This is a genomic window from Rhizobium sp. BK313 (assembly GCF_014193655.1).
GTDB lineage: Bacteria > Pseudomonadota > Alphaproteobacteria > Rhizobiales > Rhizobiaceae > Rhizobium.
Genome location: NZ_JACHZQ010000013.1, coordinates 55,775 through 78,493, shown reverse-complemented (window position 1 = coordinate 78,493; position 22,719 = coordinate 55,775). Strand labels below are relative to the sequence as shown.

Annotated in this window: 24 protein-coding genes and 1 other RNA gene; 14 read left to right on the top strand and 11 right to left on the bottom strand. The window is 60.8% G+C overall.

All coding sequences use genetic code 11. From position 1 onward, the window contains the following. Positions 1 to 73: 73 nt before the first annotated feature. Positions 74 to 931, top strand: a complete 858-nt coding sequence (locus FHT86_RS36125) for an SH3 domain-containing protein (protein ID WP_133704609.1) — start codon at positions 74 to 76, stop codon at positions 929 to 931. Positions 932 to 1,163: 232 nt separating this feature from the next. On the opposite strand, the gene FHT86_RS36120 is transcribed toward FHT86_RS36125, so the two are convergent. The 3 genes from FHT86_RS36120 to FHT86_RS36115 all read right to left on the bottom strand — a co-directional run bounded on the left by FHT86_RS36120 (position 1,164) and on the right by FHT86_RS36115 (position 2,227). Further along, entirely contained in the window at positions 1,164 to 1,406 is a 243-nt protein-coding gene (locus FHT86_RS36120) for a DUF982 domain-containing protein (protein ID WP_120702623.1), read from the bottom strand. A gap of 432 nt (positions 1,407 to 1,838) precedes the next feature. Next, the gene (locus tag FHT86_RS38560) at positions 1,839 to 1,961 is read right to left on the bottom strand and encodes a hypothetical protein (RefSeq protein WP_260303263.1); all 123 of its coding nucleotides are present in this window, start codon (positions 1,959 to 1,961) and stop codon (positions 1,839 to 1,841) included. 77 nt (positions 1,962 to 2,038) lie between these two features. Further along, positions 2,039 to 2,227, bottom strand: coding sequence for a hypothetical protein (locus FHT86_RS36115; protein ID WP_133704610.1), 189 nt, complete (start codon positions 2,225 to 2,227; stop codon positions 2,039 to 2,041). A gap of 256 nt (positions 2,228 to 2,483) precedes the next feature. On the opposite strand from FHT86_RS36115, the gene FHT86_RS36110 reads away from it, so the two are divergent. The 6 genes from FHT86_RS36110 (at position 2,484) to FHT86_RS36085 (ending at position 10,933) form a co-directional block, all read left to right on the top strand. Continuing rightward, the gene (locus tag FHT86_RS36110) at positions 2,484 to 4,856 is read left to right on the top strand and encodes a transglycosylase domain-containing protein (RefSeq protein WP_133704611.1); all 2,373 of its coding nucleotides are present in this window, start codon (positions 2,484 to 2,486) and stop codon (positions 4,854 to 4,856) included. Between the two features lie 292 nt (positions 4,857 to 5,148). After that, the gene (gene dnaK, locus FHT86_RS36105) at positions 5,149 to 7,065 is read left to right on the top strand and encodes a molecular chaperone DnaK (protein WP_133704612.1); all 1,917 of its coding nucleotides are present in this window, start codon (positions 5,149 to 5,151) and stop codon (positions 7,063 to 7,065) included. An 84-nt stretch (positions 7,066 to 7,149) separates the two neighbouring features. After that, positions 7,150 to 8,298, top strand: a complete 1,149-nt coding sequence (gene dnaJ / locus FHT86_RS36100; protein WP_133704613.1) for a molecular chaperone DnaJ — start codon at positions 7,150 to 7,152, stop codon at positions 8,296 to 8,298. 223 nt (positions 8,299 to 8,521) lie between these two features. Then, entirely contained in the window at positions 8,522 to 9,649 is a 1,128-nt protein-coding gene (gene recF / locus FHT86_RS36095; protein ID WP_133704614.1) for a DNA replication/repair protein RecF, read from the top strand. Between the two features lie 37 nt (positions 9,650 to 9,686). Continuing rightward, positions 9,687 to 10,457, top strand: coding sequence for a molybdopterin-synthase adenylyltransferase MoeB (locus FHT86_RS36090; RefSeq protein ID WP_133704615.1), 771 nt, complete (start codon positions 9,687 to 9,689; stop codon positions 10,455 to 10,457). 5 nt (positions 10,458 to 10,462) lie between these two features. Beyond that, entirely contained in the window at positions 10,463 to 10,933 is a 471-nt protein-coding gene (locus FHT86_RS36085; RefSeq protein WP_183869053.1) for a GNAT family N-acetyltransferase, read from the top strand. A 46-nt stretch (positions 10,934 to 10,979) separates the two neighbouring features. On the opposite strand, the gene FHT86_RS36080 is transcribed toward FHT86_RS36085, so the two are convergent. Next, on the bottom strand, positions 10,980 to 11,981 hold the full coding sequence (locus FHT86_RS36080) for a 2-hydroxyacid dehydrogenase (protein ID WP_133704617.1): 1,002 nt from the start codon (positions 11,979 to 11,981) through the stop codon (positions 10,980 to 10,982). Between the two features lie 190 nt (positions 11,982 to 12,171). On the opposite strand from FHT86_RS36080, the gene FHT86_RS36075 reads away from it, so the two are divergent. Further along, positions 12,172 to 12,711, top strand: coding sequence for an SH3 domain-containing protein (locus tag FHT86_RS36075; protein ID WP_133704618.1), 540 nt, complete (start codon positions 12,172 to 12,174; stop codon positions 12,709 to 12,711). 85 nt (positions 12,712 to 12,796) lie between these two features. Beyond that, complete coding sequence (locus FHT86_RS36070) at positions 12,797 to 13,408, top strand: cadmium resistance transporter (RefSeq protein ID WP_183869047.1); 612 nt, start codon at positions 12,797 to 12,799, stop codon at positions 13,406 to 13,408. Between the two features lie 102 nt (positions 13,409 to 13,510). Here the strand turns inward: FHT86_RS36070 and FHT86_RS36065 are convergent, their stop codons facing one another. After that, positions 13,511 to 14,503, bottom strand: coding sequence for an adenosine kinase (locus FHT86_RS36065; RefSeq protein WP_133704620.1), 993 nt, complete (start codon positions 14,501 to 14,503; stop codon positions 13,511 to 13,513). A gap of 411 nt (positions 14,504 to 14,914) precedes the next feature. Between FHT86_RS36065 and FHT86_RS36060 the strand changes: the two genes are divergently transcribed. After that, on the top strand, positions 14,915 to 15,859 hold the full coding sequence (locus tag FHT86_RS36060; protein ID WP_133704621.1) for an AEC family transporter: 945 nt from the start codon (positions 14,915 to 14,917) through the stop codon (positions 15,857 to 15,859). 154 nt (positions 15,860 to 16,013) lie between these two features. Further along, positions 16,014 to 17,174 carry a patatin-like phospholipase family protein gene (locus tag FHT86_RS36055; RefSeq protein ID WP_133704622.1) on the top strand — a complete coding sequence of 387 codons (1,161 nt, stop codon included), beginning with the start codon at positions 16,014 to 16,016 and terminating at the stop codon, positions 17,172 to 17,174. A gap of 67 nt (positions 17,175 to 17,241) precedes the next feature. On the opposite strand, the gene FHT86_RS36050 is transcribed toward FHT86_RS36055, so the two are convergent. Continuing rightward, complete coding sequence (locus FHT86_RS36050; protein ID WP_133704623.1) at positions 17,242 to 17,832, bottom strand: cytochrome c family protein; 591 nt, start codon at positions 17,830 to 17,832, stop codon at positions 17,242 to 17,244. 151 nt (positions 17,833 to 17,983) lie between these two features. On the opposite strand from FHT86_RS36050, the gene FHT86_RS36045 reads away from it, so the two are divergent. Both FHT86_RS36045 and FHT86_RS36040 read left to right on the top strand, forming a co-directional pair. Continuing rightward, entirely contained in the window at positions 17,984 to 18,739 is a 756-nt protein-coding gene (locus FHT86_RS36045; protein WP_133704624.1) for a 3-deoxy-manno-octulosonate cytidylyltransferase, read from the top strand. Between the two features lie 24 nt (positions 18,740 to 18,763). Then, on the top strand, positions 18,764 to 19,618 hold the full coding sequence (locus FHT86_RS36040) for a prephenate dehydratase (protein ID WP_133704625.1): 855 nt from the start codon (positions 18,764 to 18,766) through the stop codon (positions 19,616 to 19,618). A gap of 34 nt (positions 19,619 to 19,652) precedes the next feature. Here FHT86_RS36040 and FHT86_RS36035 read toward each other — a convergent pair whose 3' ends face one another. The 5 genes from FHT86_RS36035 to FHT86_RS36015 all read right to left on the bottom strand — a co-directional run bounded on the left by FHT86_RS36035 (position 19,653) and on the right by FHT86_RS36015 (position 22,523). Next, positions 19,653 to 20,021 (bottom strand): VOC family protein, encoded by a 369-nt coding sequence (locus tag FHT86_RS36035; protein ID WP_133704626.1) that lies wholly within the window; start codon positions 20,019 to 20,021, stop codon positions 19,653 to 19,655. 119 nt (positions 20,022 to 20,140) lie between these two features. After that, positions 20,141 to 20,377 carry a hypothetical protein gene (locus FHT86_RS36030; protein ID WP_210298209.1) on the bottom strand — a complete coding sequence of 79 codons (237 nt, stop codon included), beginning with the start codon at positions 20,375 to 20,377 and terminating at the stop codon, positions 20,141 to 20,143. 83 nt (positions 20,378 to 20,460) lie between these two features. Next, complete coding sequence (locus FHT86_RS36025) at positions 20,461 to 21,147, bottom strand: YafY family protein (protein ID WP_133704627.1); 687 nt, start codon at positions 21,145 to 21,147, stop codon at positions 20,461 to 20,463. Between the two features lie 9 nt (positions 21,148 to 21,156). Next, positions 21,157 to 22,116, bottom strand: a complete 960-nt coding sequence (gene nudC, locus FHT86_RS36020) for an NAD(+) diphosphatase (protein ID WP_133704628.1) — start codon at positions 22,114 to 22,116, stop codon at positions 21,157 to 21,159. Next, positions 22,113 to 22,523, bottom strand: coding sequence for an HIT family protein (locus FHT86_RS36015; RefSeq protein ID WP_133704629.1), 411 nt, complete (start codon positions 22,521 to 22,523; stop codon positions 22,113 to 22,115). Before FHT86_RS36015 ends, nudC begins: the two co-directional genes overlap by 4 nt. Before the next feature lie 91 nt (positions 22,524 to 22,614). Between FHT86_RS36015 and ffs the strand changes: the two genes are divergently transcribed. Continuing rightward, positions 22,615 to 22,711: signal recognition particle sRNA small type (gene ffs, locus FHT86_RS36010), an RNA gene on the top strand. Positions 22,712 to 22,719: the final 8 nt, after the last annotated feature.

Genomic DNA, 22,719 nt, shown 5'->3' with positions numbered 1-22,719 from the left:
CAAGCGGGCAACAGCAATCAGCGCAGCCGCCGAGTTATTACGTCATTTCGGCGACGCGCAAGGGAGAGCATTCATGAGACACAAGCTTCTTGCCGCCATCACGCTGACCGCACTCGTTGCGATACCGGCCATCGCGGAAGCCGCAGAGGGTTTTGCCACCGCCAACGTCAACATGCGGTCCGGCCCGAGCACGCAATATCCGGCAGTGACCACGATCCCTGTCGGCACACCGCTGGAGATCAACGGCTGCCTCAACGAAACGCCCTGGTGCGACGTTTCCTTCTTCGGTGGTCGCGGCTGGGTCGCCGGTCAGTACATCCAGGCAACCTATCAATCGCGCCGCATCTATGTCAGCCCGCAATATTACCGTCCGCTCGGCATTCCGACCGTCACCTTCAATGTCGACGATTATTGGGGTCGTTATTATCGAAACCGCGATTTCTACCGCGATCGAGACCGTTGGCGGCGCGGACCGGGTTGGAGCAACAGCCGCCCGGACGCGAATTGGGACCGACGTCCCGACCGGAACCAGGATTGGGATAACGAAACGGACCGGAATTGGGACCGCCGCCCGGATCGAAACCGCGATTGGGGCGGGCAACAGGACGACGACCAAGATTGGGGTCGGCAGCGGCGGGATCGAAATCGTGACTGGGGCGGGCAACAGGATAATCAGGATTGGGGCCGGCATCGGCGGGACGACAATCAGGGCGACAACCGGCAGGACCGCCGGCGTGACAGCAATCGCCAAGACAACCAGCAGCGCCATCCTGAGCCACAACAGCAACAGCCGCAGCCGCAACCGCAGCAGAGCCAAAACAATCAGCGGCCGAATGCCGGTTCCCCAGGACCATACAGTCCTGGCCATGTCGATCCATGCCCGGCTTCGGAGCCCAATTGCCGCATGACGCCAAGGGGCTCGAACCGGTAACATCGCCTTCATCGCGCGAAACAGTGATGGCCAGCGACCCCAGGTCGCTGGCTTTTTTATGGGTCAATTAATGCCTGGAAATCCGCCTGCCCATCAGGGAATTCGGCAGGCAGAAACGAGAATCGACGATGTTGGGAGAGACAACGCGCCTTCCAAGGTTGCGCGGCAGCACCCGGCGTTCGCCGGCTCGGAAGGTTTGAGGGATCAGGCGGCGTCAAGGCGCCGCGCCGCCTCAATGGGTTTTCAGATGCGCCTCGCGCGTAGCCGAAATGAACATTTCCCGTGCTTCTTCGGCGGATTTTCGCCCGTCGATCGCAGCGCGGCAGACGCTTCTCGCAGCCACATAAAGCGGACCACGCCGATCGGGCCAGAGATTGGCCATGCAATTCAGCGCCTCGGAGGGGCCGGTCACTGTCTGAGAACTGCCATGAGCGAAACCGATCTCGATCGGGTTGCTCCATTTGATGTGTCGCATGAATATTCCTCCTCACGCGCTACCAAGTGCCCTGGGGCCGTCCCCCAAGACAGTCCCTCAGTTTCACTATAACCTCAATCAGAGCATTCGAAAATATGGAACATCGCAGAGAGCGCCCATAGAATCGAACTAGTCCTAAGAGGGTAAATTTGCCGGCCGGAACGACGCCGCGGGCGAATTTGGGATTCTCACGGAGGAATAGGTTTTTAGGGTCGTAAAGTTCCGACCAGACCGAGCAGGCGTTACTTTCTGCCGAAAAGAGAGATAAGTATGTTTGGTCCTGGAAGAAAATGGCCGCGGGCAAAATCCTCGGCTGGTTCGGCAAGTCTTCTATGATAGAGGTGCCGCAATGCTCAGAAAGCCCTGAGGCAAGATGGCAAGAGATCAATCGAGCCAATTGATGTCCTGTTTACGCGGGACCACCGAGAGTTCCTATTTCTCCCGCGCGATCCGCTTCGCATCATCGGCCGAGAAGCCAGCGCGGCGGGCGAGCCGTTCAAGCCCGAAGATCCGATCAAGCTGATCGATCAGCCATAATTCAAAGCGTTTCCACATTCTAAGGCCTCCCCGCTACTGACCAACTGGTCGCCGCGGTCCAACGATGAACATCGCGTCCGGCCTGTCACCCCGCCTTAGCGAAACAGCGGCGGCCTCTGCGCGTTCGATAACAACTCCTGCTTGGTGGCGAAGTCGCCGAACAGCTTCTTCAGCCGGGTTTCCTCCTCTTTGCAAATCCTATGGCGCCGCACGAAATCCTCGACACTCCAGACTTCCCGCAGCTTATTTTCACCGACTCTCTCGATGTTAATATGTGAACTCATTTGCTCGCCCTCTTATTTTTTGTGATGAGACAATGCATGAGAAAAAGAAAAGTTCCTTGAACAATCCCGTTGTGGATGGACGAATGCTACCGCTGCGATCGGTTAAGGATGTTTTTAATCCCTCCTTAAATCGCCGCATTTACAGTTCACCCGAGCTTTGACGTCCAAGCGAAACGATCGCGGGCAACGAGGGGCGGGTGGCGGCCCGGCATCAGACATCGGAATATTGAACCATCGGGGGTACGACCGGTCCGCAATGGCAGGCAAAAGCAGATTACCCCAGAGGATAGAGCCCTCCTTTTCAAGCGGTAAGGAACGCAGCGATGATGGTTTCAGCGCTGGCGAGCGAATTGCCGGCGGCGGGCGCTCTTGGGGACGCGGCGGCGATGATCCTGTGCCGGACAAACCACGCCGTTCCGGCAGCCGGCGCAAGCGGCCGCGCCGCGAGCGTGGTGGCGGTTTCTTCGGTTTCATCCGCTCGGTGATCTATTGGGGCATCGTGCTCTGCATCTGGGCAGGCATCGGCGCTGCCGGCCTCGTGGTCTACTATGGATCGCGCATGCCGAACGCCAGCACCTGGGCCATCCCCGACCGGCCGCCGAATGTCAAGATCGCCGATCTCGACGGCAGCGTCATCGCCAATCGTGGTGCGACCGGCGGCGAAGCTCTGACGCTGAACGATATGTCGCCCTATATTCCTGAGGCGATCATCGCCATCGAGGACCGCCGCTTCTATTCGCATTTCGGCTTCGATCCGATCGGCCTCGGCCGTGCGGTAGTGACGAACGTGCTGACCGGCCATGCCGTCCAGGGTGGCTCGACGCTGACGCAGCAGCTCGCCAAGAACCTCTTCCTGTCGCCGGAGCGCACGCTGGAGCGCAAGGTGCAGGAAGTGCTGCTCGCCGTCTGGCTGGAGCACAAGTTCACCAAGGATCAGATCCTGGCGATGTACCTGAATCGCGTCTACTTCGGCGCGAACGCTTATGGCGTCGAGGCGGCGGCGCAACGCTACTTCAACAAATCGGCCCGCGACGTCAATCTCGGCGAGGCGGCGATGCTTGCCGGCCTTGTCAAGGCGCCGTCGAAGCTGTCGCCCGCCCGCGATCCCGCCGCTGCCGAAGCTCGTGCCCAGCTCGTGCTGCAGGCCATGCGCGACCAGGGCTTCATCAGCGACGCCGACATCAAGACGGCGATGTCGCAGCCGCCGACGCGCGCGAAGAGCTATTGGAGCGGCGCGCAAAACTATGCCGCTGATATGGTCATGGACCAGCTTCCCGGGCTGATCGGCGGCGCCGTCAAAGAAGATCTGACCGTCGACACCACGATCGACATGTCGCTGGAACAGAAGGCCGAACAGGCGCTGAACGAGGTGCTCGCCAAGGACGGCAAGAAACTCAGCGCCTCGCAGGCCTCGCTCGTCTCCGTGGACGCGACAGGCGCCATCCGCGCGCTTGTCGGCGGCCGGGACTATGCGCAGAGCCAGTTCAACCGCGCCGTCACGGCCAAGCGCCAGCCGGGCTCGGCCTTCAAGCCTTTCGTCTATACGGCCGCGCTGGAGATGGGCCTGACGCCGAACTCGATTCGCAACGACGCGCCAGTGAAGATCGGCAATTGGGCGCCAGAGAATTATGAGCAGAAATATAGCGGGCCGGTCACGCTTGCCACGGCCGTGGCCCATTCGCTGAACACCATCGCCGCCCAGGTGGCGACAGAAGTCGGACCGGAGCAGGTCGTCAAGGTCGCGCATCGGCTCGGCATCGAGTCCGACCTGCAGGCCAACGCCTCGATCGCACTCGGCACATCGGAAGTATCGCTTCTGGAGCTGACCTCGGCCTACGCCTCGTTCATGAACGGCGGCTACAAGGCAACGCCGCATGTCATTACCAAGGTAACGACGGCCTCAGGCAAGGTGCTTTACCAGGCGAATTTCGACAATCCGCCGCGCGTTCTGAACCCGGATGTCGTCACCAATATGAACAGCATGATGACTGGCGTCATCAACTTCGGCACCGGCAGGGCCGCGCGTATTCCAGGCTGGCAGGCGGCCGGCAAGACCGGTACGACGCAATCCTTCCGCGATGCGCTGTTCGTTGGTTTCACCAGCCATTTGACCACCGGCGTCTGGTTCGGCAACGACGACGGCAAATCGATGAAAAAGGTGACGGGCGGCGGGCTGCCGGCCAAGGCCTGGAAGGAATTCATGGTCGCCGCCCATAAGGGCCTGACGCCTACCCCGATCTTCGGCGGCGGCCAGATCATCGACAACGGCGTGCCGGTGGCACAATCCGCGCCGAATACCGACCAGTCGACGACGATCGGCGCCATCATCTCCGGCGCGCTCGGCAGCGGCAACAGCGGGCAGGCTGCGCAACCGCAGAGCCAGCCGACGATCCAGCAACGACCGGCGCAGCAACCGATCCAGCAGCAGCAGCCGGTCAATCAGGCTGCGGCGAACGACTATCCCGAAGACCTGCCGCCTGCGGGCCTCGCCGACGACAGCAATCCCTACAGCGAGAACCCTTACGACACCGGCGATATCCCGCCTGCCGATATCGGCGATCCCGGTCCAACCACGGCGACGGTGCGACCGCACCGCTCCTCGCTTCTCGACGTCATTCTGGGGCAATAAGAAGCGATTCTTAGCATTGCCGCTTGCATGGCCGGGGCAAGGCTGATCAGATAGATGGTCGCGCAAATTCCGCAGGCTCACAACCTCAATGTGACACTGTGGAATTTGGGCGACAAACCATTCGTTTTGCTGGATTCCGGGTGATTTCCTGCCTTGCAGTCAGTAAAACCGCTACTTATATACGCGGCATCACCGCAGTCATGGCTGCGCAATCCTCAAGACCATCCCGTAAGGGGCTGTCAATGGAATGCCTGACAGGGGTTCCGATAGCTTGCTTCAAGGAGAGAATGACATGGCAAAAGTAATTGGTATCGACCTTGGAACCACGAATTCCTGCGTCGCCGTCATGGACGGCAAGGACGCGAAAGTGATCGAAAATGCCGAAGGCGCCCGCACCACCCCTTCCATGGTAGCCTTCACGGACGACGGCGAACGCCTCGTCGGCCAGCCGGCCAAGCGCCAGGCGGTCACCAACCCCACCAACACCCTCTTCGCTGTCAAGCGCCTGATCGGCCGCCGCTACGAAGATCCGACCGTTGAAAAGGACAAGCACCTCGTTCCTTTTAATATCGTCCGCGGCGACAACGGCGACGCCTGGGTCGAGGCCAACGGCAAGGGCTATTCGCCCGCACAGATTTCCGCAATGATCCTTCAGAAGATGAAGGAAACCGCCGAATCTTATCTCGGCGAAAAGGTCGAAAAGGCCGTCATCACTGTTCCCGCATACTTCAACGACGCGCAGCGCCAGGCGACCAAGGATGCCGGCAAGATCGCCGGCCTTGAAGTCCTGCGCATCATCAACGAGCCGACCGCTGCAGCACTCGCCTACGGTCTCGACAAGAAGGACGGCAAGACCATCGCCGTTTACGACCTTGGCGGCGGCACCTTCGATATCTCGATCCTGGAAATCGGCGACGGCGTCTTCGAAGTGAAGTCGACCAACGGCGACACCTTCCTTGGCGGTGAAGACTTCGACATGCGTCTCGTCGAATATCTCGTTGCCGAGTTCAAGAAGGACAACGGCATCGACCTCAAGGGCGACAAGCTCGCGCTGCAGCGCCTCAAGGAAGCTGCCGAAAAGGCGAAGATCGAACTGTCCTCCGCGCAGCAGACGGAAATCAACCTGCCCTTCATCACGGCTGACGCCACCGGCCCGAAGCATCTGACGCTGAAGCTGACGCGCGCCAAGCTGGAAAGCCTGGTCGACGACCTCGTCCAGCGCACCATCGCACCGTGCAAGGCCGCCCTCAAGGATGCCGGCGTCACGGCTGCCGAGATCGATGAAGTCGTTCTCGTCGGCGGCATGAGCCGCATGCCGAAAGTGCAGGAAGTCGTCAAGCAACTGTTCGGCAAGGAACCGCACAAGGGTGTGAACCCGGATGAAGTCGTCGCTCTCGGCGCCGCCATTCAGGCCGGCGTTCTGCAGGGCGACGTTAAGGACGTTCTGCTGCTCGACGTGACGCCGCTGTCGCTCGGCATCGAAACGCTTGGCGGTGTTTTCACGCGTCTGATCGAACGCAACACGACGATCCCGACGAAGAAGTCGCAGACCTTCTCGACCGCCGACGACAACCAGTCGGCCGTGACCATCCGTGTCTCGCAGGGCGAGCGCGAAATGGCTGCCGACAACAAGCTGCTCGGCCAGTTCGATCTCGTCGGCCTGCCGCCGGCTCCGCGTGGCGTGCCGCAGATCGAGGTCACCTTCGACATCGACGCCAACGGCATCGTCCAGGTTTCGGCCAAGGACAAGGGCACCGGCAAGGAACAGCAGATCCGCATCCAGGCTTCGGGCGGCCTCTCCGACGCCGACATCGAAAAGATGGTCAAGGATGCCGAAGCGCACGCTGCTGAGGACAAGAAGCGCCGCGAAGGCGTGGAAGCCAAGAACCAAGCCGAAAGCCTGATCCACTCCAGCGAAAAGTCGCTGAAGGATTACGGCGACAAGGTAACCGAAGCCGACCGCAATGCGATCTCCGAAGCGATCGCAGCGCTGAAGGCGGCGACCGAAGCTTCCGAGCCGGACGCCGAAGACATTAAGGCCAAGACCCAGACGCTCATGGAAGTGTCCATGAAGCTCGGCCAGGCCATCTATGAGTCCCAGCAGTCGGAGGCATCTACCGCTGATGCCTCGGCAGGCGGCAATGACGACGTCGTCGATGCCGACTACGAGGAAATCAAGGACGAGGACGACCGCAAGCGGTCTGCATAATCGCAAACCTTAACTGGTTTTGCTGAAACTCAGATCCGGCTGCCTTAGGGCAGCCGGAAATACATTTCCGGGGTCTATTCCTTAATGGCAAAAGCGGACTTTTACGACACGTTGGGTGTCGCCAGGACAGCAGACGAAAAGGAGCTGAAAAGCGCTTTTCGCAAGTTGGCGATGAAATTTCATCCGGACAAGAACCCGGAGGACAAGGACGCCGAGCGAAAGTTCAAGGAAATCAACGAGGCCTACGAGACGCTCAAGGATCCGCAGAAGCGTGCGGCCTATGATCGCTACGGCCACGCTGCCTTCGAGCATGGCGGCATGGGCGGTGGCGGCGGTTTTGGCGGCGGCGGCTTCGGCGGCGGTGGCTTCTCCGACATCTTCGAGGATATTTTCGGCGAGATGATGGGTGGCGGTCGCTCGCGCGGTCGCTCCTCCGGCGGTCGCGAACGCGGCGCCGATCTTCGCTACAACATGGAAATCTCGCTCGAAGAGGCCTTTACCGGCAAGACGGCGCAGATCCGTGTCCCGACTTCGATTACCTGCGACGTCTGTTCCGGCTCCGGTGCCAAGCCAGGCACGCAGCCGAAGACCTGCGGCACTTGCCAAGGCTCGGGCCGGGTGCGCGCCGCGCAGGGTTTCTTCTCGGTCGAGCGCACCTGTCCGACCTGCCACGGTCGCGGCCAGATCATTCCCGATCCCTGCAGCAAATGCCATGGCCAGGGTCGAGTAACCGAAGAGCGCTCCCTCTCTGTCAACATCCCGGCCGGCATCGAGGACGGCACGCGCATCCGCTTGCAGGGCGAAGGCGAAGCCGGCTTGCGTGGCGGGCCTTCGGGCGATCTCTACATCTTCCTCTCCGTCAAGCCGCATGAGTTCTTCCAGCGCGACGGCGCCGATCTCTATTGCGCCGTGCCGATCTCGATGACGACGGCCGCCCTGGGGGGTACCTTCGACGTCGCGACGCTCGACGGCACGAAGTCGCGCGTCACGGTTCCCGAGGGCACGCAGGTCGGCAAGCAATTCCGCCTGAAGGCAAAGGGTATGCCGGTGTTGCGCTCGAGCCAGATCGGGGATCTCTACATCCAGATCCAGATCGAAACGCCGCAAAAGCTCACCAAGCGCCAGCGCGAACTGCTGCAGGAGTTCGAGCAGATCTCCTCGAAGGACAACAATCCCGAATCGACGGGCTTTTTTGCCCGGATGAAGGATTTCTTCGATACGTTCAGCGACTGAGCGGCGAATCGAACAGCTTCTGATAAAACCGGCCGAATCACTCGGCCGGTTTTTTTATTTCACGGTGGTTTGAGGCTCGCCTCGCTACGAGGGCTGATCTCCTGCGGTCGGGCACATAATTCATTCTGCCCTCATCCTAGCCGCCAAGAGTCGAAGGCAAAAACCTTGCACTTGGGCAGGGTTCGGCATACCCCTCGGCCATCGACAGGAATCCGGACACCCGATGCCGCACAAGGTTTTCATCTCGCGCCTGAAGCTTACCGACTTCCGCAACTATGCGGTGGCATCGCTTGCGCTTGACGAGCGGCATGTGGTGCTGACCGGGGACAACGGCGCCGGCAAGACCAATCTGATGGAGGCGGTCTCCTTGCTTTCGCCGGGGCGCGGTCTTCGGCGCGCGGCCTATGCGGATGTCACACGCGTCGGCGCATCCGGCGGCTTTTCGATCTTCGCTGAGCTTGAGGGCATGGAAGACGAAGTCGAGATCGGCACCGGCGTCGACGCGACCGACGAGACGACGGCACGCAAGCTCAGGATCAACGGCACGCCGGCCAAGACCGTGGACGAGTTGACCGACCACCTGCGCGTGCTTTGGCTGACGCCGTCCATGGATGGGTTGTTCACCGGCGGCTCCTCCGAGCGGCGGCGTTTTCTCGACCGGCTGGTGCTGTCACTCGATCCGGCCCATGGCCGCCGTGCCAGCGATTTCGAGCGCGCCATGCGCAGCCGCAACAAATTGCTCGCCGAAGGCCGGTTCGATCCGTCCTGGCTCACCGGCATCGAGGAGCAGATGGCAAGCCTCGGCATCGCCATGGCGCTCGCGCGGCAGGAGATGCTCGGCCTTCTCTCGCGCCTGATCGCCGAAACGGGCGAGGCGACGCCGTTTCCGTCGGCCGCGCTCGAACTCTCCGGCTTCCTCGACGGGCAATTCGACCGTCCGGCCATCGATCTTGAGGACAGCTACGCCGATATGCTGCGCGAGGGACGCTATCGCGATGCGGCCGCCGGGCGCACGCTTGACGGCCCGCACCGGGCCGATCTGCTGGTGCGCCACCGCGAAAAACATATGGAGGCGGAGCGTTGCTCGACGGGCGAGCAGAAGGCTCTGCTCGTAGGCCTGATCCTCGCCCATGCCCGCCTCGTCGGCAACTTGACCGGCCATGCCCCGATCCTGCTGCTGGATGAAATTGCCGCGCATCTGGACGAAGGCCGGCGCGCGGCCCTCTTCGATCTGATCGATGGGCTCGGCGGCCAGGCCTTCATGACCGGCACCGACAAAGCAATGTTTTCCGCGCTTGGCGATCGGGCGCAATTCTTCACCGTCGCGCATGGCGGCATTTCGAAATCGTAAGCGAGAATTTTCCGCTGAGCGTGATAATATCGACGTCATGGATCCTTTGACTTCAGACGAAATCGCCCGTTACCAGCGCCACATCCTGCTCCCCGAAGTGGGCGGCGCCGGGCAGCAGAAATTGAAGGCGGCGCGGGTTTTGGTGATCGGCGCCGGCGGGCTCGGTGCGCCGGTGCTGCAATATCTCGCCGCCGCCGGCGTCGGTACGCTTGGGATTGCCGATGATGATCGCGTTTCGCTCTCCAACCTGCAGCGACAGGTGATCCACGATATCGGGACGATCGGCGAGCTGAAGACGCAAAGCGCGGCCGACGCCATCGCGCGGCTGAACCCGCATGTGCGCACCATCCGCTTGGAGGAGCGCTTTTCCACAGAGACGGCCGCGCGACACCTCGCCGGTTTCGATCTCATTGTCGACGGCTCCGACAATTTCGACACGCGCTATGCCGCGGCTGACGCAGCCGAACGGGCGCACCTGCCGTTAGTGACCGGCGCGGTCGGCCGGTTCGATGGCTCACTGACGACACTGAAGCCTTACGAAACCAACTCCGACGGTATGCCGAACCCGGGTTACCGCGACCTTTTCCCGACACCGCCGCCCGAGGGCCTCATTCCCGCCTGCTCCGAGGCCGGCATCATCGGCGCATTGACCGGCGTCATCGGCACGCTGATGGCGATGGAGGCGATCAAGCTCATCACCGGCATCGGCGAACCGCTGATCGGCCGCCTGCTGCTCTATGACGGGCTTGCCGCCCGCTTCGAGACCATCCGCTATCGCCGCAAGCGCGCCAGGGCCGCGGCCGAATGACCGATATCACCCTGCAGCGTCTCGACGACGGCTTCGACCGCTGGGACGAACTGCTTGAACTCATTCTCGCCTCCTTCGCCTATATGAACGGGCTGATCGATCCGCCCTCCTCGGCGCTGTCGCTGACGCCGCAATCGCTGAGGGAAAAAGCGAGGGGTGAGATCGGCTATATCGCGTTCGACGACGATCAATTAGCCGGCTGCATATTCTGCCGCCCGGAGCCGGATAACCTCTACATCGGCAAGCTCGCGATTCTGCCATCCGAGCAAGGTAAGGGGATCGGCCGGCGCCTGCTGGCGGTCGGTGAAGCGACGGCGCGCGAGCGCGGACTTGATGTGTTGCGACTGGAAACGCGAATCGAGCTCACGGGCAATCACGCGACCTTCGCAAGCTGGGGTTTCCTGAAAACCGCGGAGAATCGCCATGCCGGCTTCGATCGCACGACGTCGATAGAGATGCGCAAGATCCTGACTTGATTTTGCGCATGTCGTTATCGCAAAACCGCCGTGCACTTTTGCGCGCTCAGCGGAACGGCAGAACCCGGTTCGGTGGCCTATGGCCGTCGATGAAGGCGCGGATATTGATGATGACCTTGTCGCCCATATCGATGCGGCTTTCGAGCGTGGCCGAGCTCATATGCGGCAGCAGCACCACCTTGCCCTCGTTGGCGAGCTTCACCAGTTTCGGATTGACGGCCGGTTCGTTCTCGAAGACGTCGAGGCCGGCGCCGGCGATCTTGCCCTCGCGCAAAATCTTGATCAGCGCCGTCTCGTCGATGACATCGCCGCGCGCAGTGTTGACGATGTAGCTGGTCGGCTGCAGCAGTGCCAGGCGGCGCGCCGAGATCAGATGGAAGGTCGCGGGTGTCGACGGGCAATTGACCGAGACGATGTCGACGCGGGCAAGCATCTGATCGAGGCTGTCCCAATAAGTCGCCTCCAACTCGTCTTCGGTCGTCAGGCTGACGCGCTTGCGGTTGTGATAATGGATGGACAGGCCGAAAGCCTTGGCGCGGCGGGCGACGGCGGTGCCGATGCGGCCCATGCCGACGATGCCTATGCGCTTGCCGTGAATGCGGCGGCCGAGCATCCAGGTGGGCGACCAGCCGGCCCATTCGCCGGGCTTGTCCGTCAGCACCCGCGCACCTTCGGCGAGGCGCCGGGGCACGGCAAGGATCAACGCCATGGTCATGTCGGCCGTGTCCTCGGTCAGAACATTCGGCGTATTGGTGACGGTGATGCCCCGGCGGGCGGCTGCTTCGACGTCGATGTGGTCCGTGCCGTTGGAAAAGCTGGCGATCAGCTTCATCTGCGGCCCAGCTTCCTCGATCAGCGCGGCATCGATGCGGTCGGTGACAGTCGGCACCAGCACATCAGCCGACTGGACGGCTTCGACAAGCTCGGCCCGCGTGCGCGGCGTATCGTCAATGTTGAGCTCGGCATCGAAGAGTTCGCGCATCCGCGTCTCCACTGCATCCGGCAGTTTACGCGTGATGTAGACCTTCGGTTTTTTCTTCGTCGTCATGGCGACCGGCGATGCCTTGTTCAGATGTTCTTAACCAAGAAGCAGGATAATTTTCCCGTTCCGGGCATTTCTACCAGACCCGCAGGCGAAGACAAACAAAACTCGCGCGCGAGGCGCAGGGATTTGCCGATGACCGGAACGAAAAGGTCGCCTGACGGCGCCTTGGTCATGATGAGCGAACGGAAATCCTATGCGTGGCAAAGTCCTGAAGTCCTGCGCTGTTTTCGCGATCGGCCTGATGATGGCCGTCGCCACCGCCGATCTTGCCGCGGCCCAAGCCGCCAAGGGGCCGAGCGGATTGCCGCTGCCGCGATTCGTTACGCTGAAGTCGAAGCGTGTCAACCTGCGCGTCGGCCCGAGCGCCGACTACGCGGTGTCATGGCTCTATCTCAAGCAGGGATTGCCGGTCGAGATTATCCAGGAATACGATAATTGGCGCCGCGTCCGTGACGCCGACGGCACTGAGGGCTGGGTCAACCAGTCGTTGCTGTCCGGTCAGCGCTCGGCCATCGCCGCGCCGTGGATGAAGGGCAAAGGCAAGGCGGTTTTCGTCAACATGCGCCGCGACGCACAGCCATCGAGCACCGTCATTGCCAAGCTCCAGCCGGGCGTGATGATGAACATCCGCGAATGCACCGGCGACTGGTGCCTGGCGACCGCCGACGGCACCGAAGGCTGGGTGGCGCAATCCGAAATCTGGGGCGCCTATCCGGGCGAAGCCTTCAAGTAAAAACGCAAAGCTCCATGGTAGCCACGCTCGTGTGACTTTTCCGACGCAACGATGCGTCTGAGCATCAAGGCGGGAAACGGTGATCATGGAAAATTTGTTCGGGATCCTCGGCATAGCCGTCGTCCTGTTTGCATCGACGAATGTGGACGACATTTTTGTCTTGCTCGGATTTTTTGCGGATCCCAAATTCCGCCCCCGGCAGGTTGTCATCGGCCAGTATCTGGGCATTGCCGCTCTTTACGCCGCAAGCGTCCTGGCCTCTTTGATCTCTCTCGTCATTCCCGCTGCCTATATCGGCCTCCTAGGCTTGGCACCGATCTTTCTTGGCCTGAAAAAACTATGGATGCTGCAGGAAGGCTCTGGGGCCGATGATGCTCCCGAAGATCATGAAAAGGTGTCTGCCGGGCAGGGCAATATCGTCGCTGTCGCTGCCGTGACGATTGCGAACGGTGGCGACAACATCAGCATCTACACTCCATTGTTCGCCACGCGCACGATCGATGAGATTGCCGTCATCGCTATCGTCTTCGTCCTGATGACTGCCTTATGGCTCGGCGCGGCGCACTTCCTGGTCAATCACCCTACGATAGGCAGACCGATCAGACGTTACGGACATCGGGCAGTGCCGTTCGTCCTCGTCGCGCTTGGAACACTCATTCTCTATGAGGCTGGAACCGTTCGGTTGTTCTACCGATAGAGTTCCTTAGCCGCCTTCGATATCCCAACAAAAAAGCCGCCCGCAACGGTCTGCTGCGAGCGGCTTTAGATTCCAACATGGGCCCTATGCGTGGGCTTTTTTTTAAAGAAGCCCCGCCTCCTTGGCGGCTTCCGACAGCGACCGCATGGGCCGCGGGCCGATCTGCTCGATGACGATCGCTGCCGCGAGGTTGCCGAGTTTGGCGCAATCCTCAAGCGCACGACCTTGCGTATAACCGAAGAGGAAACCAGCGGCAAAAAGATCGCCGGCGCCGGTCGTGTCCACGCGCTCTTCGATCGGATGGGCGTCGACGACATAGCGTTCGTTGCCGCGCACGATGACGGCGCCATCCTTGCCTATTGTCACAGCCGCGATCTTGCAATCGCCCGCGATCAGCTTCAATGCCTTCTCGAAATCATCCGTCTCGTACAGCGACAATGCCTCGTCACGGTTGGCAAAGACGATATCGACGGTGCCCGAGCGCATGAGATCGAGGAACTCGTCGCGATAGCGACCGACGCAGAAGCTGTCGGACAGAGTCATCGACATTTCACGTCCATTGGCATGAGCGATGCGGGCGCATTCGCGAATCGCTTCCTTGGCGCGCGGCGGGTCCCAAAGATAACCTTCGAAATAGGTGACCTTGGCGTCGGCAACGACATGGACTTCGACGTCTTCCGGACCAAGCTCGACGCAGGCGCCGAGATAGGTGTTCATCGAACGCTCACCGTCCTCGGTGACGAAGATCATGGAACGGGCGGTCGGCGGGAACGTGCCCTTCGGCCTAGTTTCGTAATGCACGCCCTGGGCGCGAATGTCGTGGGCGAAAATCTCTCCGAGCTGATCTTCCGCGACCTTGCCGAAATAGGCGGCCTTGCCGCCGAAATTCGCTACGCCCGCAGCCGTATTGCCGGCGCTGCCGCCGGAAGCTTCGAGCGCCGGACCCATGCGCGAATAGAGGAGTTCGGCTCGCTCGGCATCGATGAGATTCATCGCGGCCTTGGTAATCTGGTGGTCGATCAGGAATTGATCGTTGCAGCGAGCGATAATGTCGACGATAGCATTGCCAACGGTCAGTACATCGAAACGAGTCATCAAAAAGTGGGTCCCGGTATTGGTGATAGCCGGTATCCGGTATTAGCGGTTTTTCCGAAGTTTGGAAGAAAAATCGGCATCCTTTCTGGCAACTTAATCTCCGCCAGTCATTTGTCTGTCACTTTCCATCTTTAAATACTTATCAAGTGAACTGGCATGGGATGCGGACAAGGCATCCACGGCCAGTTAGGGAAGGTATGATACCTTCCGCCTCACCGGTACGCGCGCCGACCACGGATGAACTGGCGGCTTGTGCACCGGGAGGACCCCGGCGGGGCCGGGTGCGGAAAAGCGGGCGCGGCCCGCTTTTTTTGTTTCTGCCCGCTTTTCGGCTTCTCACGATGAGGCAAGCTGCTACAACTCTGGGATCATTTCTCAAGATCCCGCCACTTCACAGCTCCCTCGCCTGGCATGTCCGAAATCCTTTCCGATGTCCTGCCGATTTTCCTGCTGATTCTCGTCGGCTGGGTGATCGTGCGCGCCGGCATATTGTCGGCCAGCGTCGGCGAGGCGATGAGCGAATTCGTCTTCAAGATCGCCGTGCCGCTCCTGCTGTTCCAGACCATTGCTGAAGCGGATTTTCACGGAGCCTCGCCGTTTCGGCTATGGATCGCCTATTTTGCCGGCGTCACGGTCGCCTGGACAGCCGGCCATCTTGCGGCCACGCGGCTGTTCGGGCGCGACGCGCGAATCGGGGTGCTCGCCGGCGTCTCCTCTGCCTTCGCCAACAATATTTTCATCGGCCTACCTTTGGTGGGGCGCGCCGTCGGTCCAGACGGTATCGTGGCGATGTCGATCCTGCTTGCGGTGCACCTGCCGGTCATGATGATCGCCGGCACGATGCTGATGGAGCAGGCCGAGCGCAAACAGAACGGCGGCTCCGGACGCAGCTTGGGGGAGGTATTGCAGCAGGTCGGCAGAAACCTGGTCCGCAATCCACTGGTCGTTGGGCTTCTCGCCGGCCTTGTCGTGCACCTCATCGGCATTTCCTTACCGACGACGCTCGGCACCGTGGTTGATGACATCGCCAATATCGCAGGCCCGGCGGCGTTGATTTCACTCGGCATGGCGCTGCGGCAATATGGACTTTCCGGCAATCTCGGCGTTGCCAGCGTCACTTCGGCCTTCAAGCTTCTGTTGTTGCCGGCCTGCGTGCTTGCAGCCGCCTATCTCCTCGGCCTCAGCCCGGAATGGCGAAAGGCGCTCGTGCTTACCTCTTCGGTTCCAACAGGTGTGAACGCTTGGCTGATTGCCAATCGCTTCGGCGTCGGCCACAGTCTCGCTGCATCGACGATTACGCTGACGACAGCACTCGGGGCACTCACGGTGTCACTTTGGGCCTATATGCTCGGCTAAGGCATGATCCCCAAAGATGCAAAGCGGCTTCGCGTGAACTCACGCCCCTGAGCATTGCGACGATATATCTCCGCTTTCGGAGAAGCAGGCAGGAAAATGGTCATATATTTGCGCACCGCGGCCCCTAGGGTGGAGCGCAGTAAAGGATGGAACCATGAATATTGCAGCTCCACTCACCACCAATCCCGCTTCAGCCTATGCGCAAAAGGTCTTCGTCCTGCAGGGCGGCGGCGCTCTCGGCTCCTACCAGGCAGGTGCTTTCGAAGCACTGAGGGAAGTCGACATCGAGCCGGACTGGATCGCCGGCATCTCGATCGGCGCGATCAACGCCTCGATCATGGCGGGTAACGTGCCGGGCCAACGGCTGGAGAAACTGCGGTCCTTCTGGAACAAGGTCAGCGTGCAGTTGCCGGTCGACCTTCTGATGGAGCGGCAGCGCGAGACCAGCCATTTCTATCGCACCGTCAGCAGTTGGTGGGTATCGACCTTCGGTGTGCCTGGCTTCTTTTCTCCCTGGCAGATCCCATCCTGGTTTCAGGCGCGGGGTTCAGCGGGCGCGACCAGCATCTATGACACCGAGCAACTGCGCCAGACCCTGCTCGACCATGTCGATTTCGACCGCATCAACCATGGTCCCGTGCGGCTCAGCCTCGGCGCCGTCAATGTTCGAACCGGCAATTTCGCCTTCTTCGACAATAAGGAAATCAAGATCAAGCCTGAGCACGTCATGGCGAGCGGTGCGCTGCCGCCCGGCTTTCCGGCGATCAAAATCGGCAACGAACACTACTGGGACGGCGGACTCGTCTCCAATACACCGTTGAGCTATGTGCTGAGGAATGGCGCCGGTGTCGACACGGTCGTCTTCCAGGTCGATCTCTTCAGCGCTACCGGCCAGTTGCCACAGGACCTCGAAGAAGTGGAGGAGCGGCGCAAGGACATTACCTATTCCAGCCGCACCCGGCTCAACACCGATCTCTTCCTCGAGCGCCACCACCTTCGCCGCACCATCTCGGAACTCTACGCGCGGCTGCCCGAGGAGGCAAAGGCCGATCCAGAAATCCAGAAGCTGAAGGAAAACTGCTCCGACTACGGCGTCACGATCATCCACCTGATCTACCGCAACAAGCAGTTCCGCTCGCATTCGAAGGACTACGAATTTTCGGCGTTATCGATGCACGAACATTGGCATGCCGGCCTGCGCGACGCCCGCAAGGCGCTTATCTCAGAGGATTGGCGCATGCCGCCGAACGTTGAAGACGGACTGAAGGTCTTCGACCTCGATCAGAAGATGCGGACCCGCAAGCACGCGGTCTGAATGGCTGAACGGCCGACAAAAGCCCGGTCGAAACGACCGGGCTTGGCAGTCATTCGCTTAAAGTACTTTAGTTCGTCGCTGCAGGCGCCGGCGCAGCGTTCGGGTCCGGCAGTGGTACCGGCGTATCGGCAAGCGTACGCAGGAAGGCGATCAGGTCGGCGCGGTCCTTTTCCTTCGGCAGGCCGGCAAAGCCCATGGCAGTTCCCGGAATGAATTTCTTCGGTGCCGCTACGAAGTGATAGATGTGATCATAGGTCCACTTCTCCGTGCCGCCCTTGGAGAAATCCTTGATGGCGGCGGAGTAGGCGAAGCCCTCATGCTCGGCAACGGGGCGATCGACGATACCCCAGAGATCCGGGCCGACCTTGTTTGGTCCGCCCTTGGTGCCATCATGACAGGCCTGACACTTCTTGAAGATCGTCTCGCCGACTTTTGCATCGGCCGTTTGAAGCAATTTTGCGATCGGCGTTTCCGGTGCGGCTGCGGCTGCCTTGCCGCCGGCTTCGGCAGACGTATCTTCAGCGGCGATAATGGCGAAGCCCGGCTTTTCCGGCGCCTCTGAATGGAAAATAAATCCCGACGCGAGCGACACGGACTTCAGCACAAAAAGTGTGGCTAGAAGTGCCCCGACACCCATGTTCACGTAGGATGAATTCATCTGCTATGCTCCCCTCGCCTCCGGCAGCGGCTGCCGGCCCATCTTGAATTCGCGCGAAACCTATGTCTTTTGGCTGTTTCTTGCAACTCTCTAAACGGTCTCCACCGTGAGACTTTTTGACACTTTTGCGGCGGGAATAGAAGGCCCAACAATGACAGATCCAAACTTAGACAAGACGCTGGTGCTTATTCCGGCCCGGATGGCATCCACACGCCTCCCAGGCAAACCGCTCGCCGATATCTGCGGCCTACCCATGATCGTACAGGTTGCCAAACGCGCGCGCGAGGCGGCGATCGGTCGCATCGTCGTCGCCGTCGACCATGACGACACTTTCGCGGCCGTTGCGAATGCGGGCTTCGAAGTCGTCATGACGCGCAAGGATCATCAATCCGGCTCGGACCGAATCTATGAAGCCCTGCAGGCGGTGGATCCCGAGGGTCGTGCTGAAATCGTCGTCAATGTCCAGGGCGATCTGCCGACCATCGATCCCGAGACCATCCGTGCTTCGCTGCGCCCGCTGGAAGATCCGGCCGTCGATATCGCCACACTGACCGTCGAGATCAAGGACGAGGAAGAAAAGACGGCGCCGAGCGTCGTCAAAGTCGTGGGGTCGGCGATTTCCGACAATCGCATGCGCGCGCTCTATTTCACCCGGACCACCGCGCCTTACGGCAATGGTCCGCTCTACCACCACATCGGCCTTTACGCCTATCGTCGTGCAGCGCTCGAAAAATTCGTGAGCCTCGGGCCATCGCCGCTCGAACGGCGCGAATCGCTGGAGCAGCTCAGAGCGCTGGAAGCCGGCATGCGCATCGATGTTGAGATCGTTGACACGATCCCGCTCGGTGTCGATACTCCCGCCGACCTCGAAAAGGCCAGACGTATCCTTTCCGCCGCTTCTCTCTGACGGCATTCCCCCAAAGGCAGTCCCATGATCACCAAGACCAACAAGATCTCGTTCCAGGGCGACTACGGCGCCAATTCTCACATGGCCTCCCTCGACGTGTTCCCGACCATGGTGCCGCTGCCCTGCCAGACCTTCGAGGATGCCTTTGCCGCGATCGACAATGGCGAGGCCGATCTCGGCATGATCCCGATCGAGAACACGATCGCCGGCCGCGTCGCCGATATCCATCATCTGCTGCCGGAATCGCGGCTGCATATCGTCGGCGAGTATTTCATGCCGATCCACTTCCAGCTCATGGTGCTGCCGGGCGTGAAGAAGGAAGAGATCCGCACGGTGCACAGCCATATCCATGCCCTCGGCCAATGCCGCAAGATCGTGCGCGCCAACGGCTGGAAGCCTGTCATCGCCGGCGATACGGCGGGAGCGGCCAAGCTGGTACAAGAAACCGGCGACCGCACGATGGCGGCGCTTGCGCCGCGGCTCGCGGCCGACCTCTACGGGCTGGAAATCGTTGCGGAAAATGTCGAGGATACCGAAAGCAACGTGACGCGCTTCGTCGTGCTGTCGCGGGACGAAAACTGGGCGCAACGCAGCTCGGCCGAAGAAAAGATCGTCACCACCTTCGTCTTCAACGTCCGCAACATCCCTGCCGCGCTCTACAAGGCGCTCGGCGGCTTCGCCACCAACGGCATCAACATGACGAAGCTCGAAAGCTATCAGCTCGGCGGCCGTTTTGTAGCGACACAGTTTTACGCCGATATCGAGGGCCATCCATCCGATGCGCATGTGCGCCGGGCGCTGGAGGAATTGCGGTTCTTTTCCGAGAAGGTCCGCATTCTGGGTGTCTACAAAGGGCACCCAATGCGCGGGGAGCTCTGAAAAGGGCGCCTTTCGGCGCCCTTTTTTCTCCTGATCACTTATCCGGTTCACAAACCCGCAGGCGATGACCATCCGGATCGAGCACGACGAAGGTCGGGCCGAAATCCAGGGTCGTCAATTCCTGCGCGATCGGCAGGCCGCGGGCCTTCCAGTCCTTGTAATGTTCTGCGACCGCGCCTTCGCCCTCTACCATGAAGGCGAGTTCGCCGCGATTGCCGATGGCCGACGGCTGCGGCTCGACGCTGCTGCGGCGCCAAAGGCCAAGAGTGAAACCGTTGTCGAGCGGGAAGGCGGCGAAATTCGGTGCAGCGACGGCGGGTTCGCGACCGAGCAGGTCACGATAGAACGGCACGCTTTCGGCCGGATCCTTGACATAGAAGATGATGAGATTCGGGCTTGTCATTTGGATATTCCTCTTTGCTTAGGGGATATAAAGGCAACGGGCATGCATTCCGGCGGGCATAGCGAAGCCCGCCGCTCGTGGTTTTGTCAGTGGTTGGTTTGGTGTTGACGGAATGCGTCTCAGCGCATCCGATCTTCCTCGCGGTACGGGGCATGACCGTCCAGGAAGCCAAGATCACGCATTATGAAGTCCGGTGCTTCGTCAAGATCGAGACGATCGCGACGGCCGACGAAATACCCGCGCGCAATCTGCAAAAGATGATTCGGCCATGTGAGCGGAGAGAGGCCTTTGCCTTCACGCGACTCGATGTCGGGCCGATGCGTTTCCCTCGTGACGATAAGAATTGAGCTTGCCATGATCGGTCCTCCTCCCTGCTTCGGATGGTGCCCATCATAATCGAACCTACTGACAGTTTCTGGCAGTAGCGTATTGCCGGAGATCAATCGTGGAGCATGCCTTCCCGGGCGTGCCATTCCCTTGCCAGCGCAACGCGGCGTCGCGGATAGCGTGCCTCCAGCACTGCGAAATCGACGATACGGTCGGCGCGGAAATGGCGAAAGTCCTGACGCAGCTCGCACCAAGCCATGATGATGCGCGCATTATCGAAGTAACCCAGCGCGAAGGGCCAGATGCGGCGCGTCGAGATGGCACCGTTCACATCGCCATAGGTCAGTTGCACCATGCGCTCCGAGCGGATCGCCTTGCGCATGAGCGAAAGATCGGCCTTGTCCTCTGTGATGCGCCGTGTAGCAACGACCACAGCCGCCTGATCGACCGCTTCTCGCATGTCGGCTGGCAGCACGGCGGCGATCTTGGCGAGAGCATCGGCGCCGGCTGCTGCCAGTCGCGAATCGGTTGCGCGTGCGACCCATCTCGATCCCAGCACCAGCGCCTCAATCTCGTCCTGCGAAAACATCATTGGTGGCAGCATGAAGCCGGGCTTCAAGACATAGCCGATACCGGGCTCGCCTTCGATGTCGGCACCCTGTGTCTGCAGGCTGGCTATATCACGATAGAGCGTGCGCAGGCTGACGCCGGTCTCCTCAGCGAGGGTAGCGCCGCTGACTGGGCGGCGGTAGCGCCTGAGCGTCTGCAGCAGGGTCAGCAGCCGTTCCGAGCGCGCCATGACGAGCGCCTATCGTTTCCATTCCACCCAGTCGCGCATAAGGCGATGGGCGATGGCGCCCTTGGGTGGGGATGTGTTGCCGGAGGCCGAGACGCGATCGAGCATGGCGAGCGTCTCTTCCGGCGTAAACCAGCGGCAGTCATCAAGCTCGGCGGCATCGATATGAATCTCCGTCGACTTCGCCTCGGCATAACAACCGATCATCAGGGAGTGCGGCATCGGCCAGGGCTGCGAGGCATGGTACCGCACGCGGCCGATCTGGATGCCGGACTCCTCATGCGTCTCGCGGCGCACGGCGTTCTCAATGGTTTCGCCCGGCTCGACGAAACCGGCGAGACAGGAATACATGCCCGGCGCGAAATGGTGGCTGCGGCCGAGCAGACAAAGATTTTTCTCCTCGTCGATCGTCAGCATGATGACGACCGGATCAGTGCGCGGGAAAATCATGTGTTCGCAGGCAGTGCAGACGCGCTTATAGCCGCCGATGCGGCTTTCCATGACCGAGCCACAACGGCCACAGAAGCGGTTGTCACTGTTCCAACGGATAAGGCTCATGCCTTGCGCCGCTTCGCCGAGGATTTCGCCTTCGAGCAGAAGGTCGCGCCAGAGCGAGCGCATGTCGGCGGGCTTGTAGTGGCTGGCGAGGTCGTCGGCATTGATACGCACCGGCACGGCGAGCCGCGGCTCGCCGGTCTTGCGATAGCCGAGCAGCACCGCCGCCTCCCAGTCCGGATCAAGCTCCTGCAGCTCGTAGCGTGCAAACAGCGGATCGAGCACCTGGCCGTCATGTTTCAGAACCAGCCTGTCCTTGGCGAAAGCGAGGATATGCGTGCCGTCTTTAGAGAGGGCTCGCTCGACCGATTCCTCATCGCGGTGCTCGGCGTCCCGGTTAAGCTGGTTTTCCGCAAAGGCGGTGAGGCTGCTAGCTTCCGGGTGGGGGGCATCCGAAGAGAAGATAGAATGATTCATTGTGAAAGCGTTTCCCGCAACTTGGCTATGAAGCTGTTCATGTCTTCGTCCGCATAGGGTTCCGCCTTGCCGTGACCCCAGATCGGGCCGGGCCAGTTCGCGTCCCCTTCGAACCGCGCAATGACATGAACATGAAGCTGACGGACGATATTTCCAAGAGCCCCGATGTTGATTTTTGTCGCCCCCGTCACCGTCTTCAAGGCAGCACCGACCTTGTTGGTCTCGAAGGTCAGCAGAACCTGGTCGAGCGGCGTCAGTTCGAATATTTCCGATATGCCGGGCCGCCTGGGCACCAGCAACAGCCATGGCCAGCGGCGATCCTTCATCAGCCGCACGTCGCAAAGGCCGGTGATCGTGACGGAAACGCTGTCATTCGCCAGACGATCGTCGAGCGCAAAATCCTGCAATGGGCCATCCTCCGGTGTTTTATCAAATGTTTAGCAGTTTTTTTTGACCTTGGCTTGCTTTTGATGCCGATATTGCCGATATGTGCATTCGGGAGGTTGGTGGTGGACGAGCCACTCGCCAACCGGGTCAGGTCCGGAAGGAAGCAGCCCTAACGAGCCCGGCACGGGTCATCGTGCCAGCCTCCCACCCTTTCCG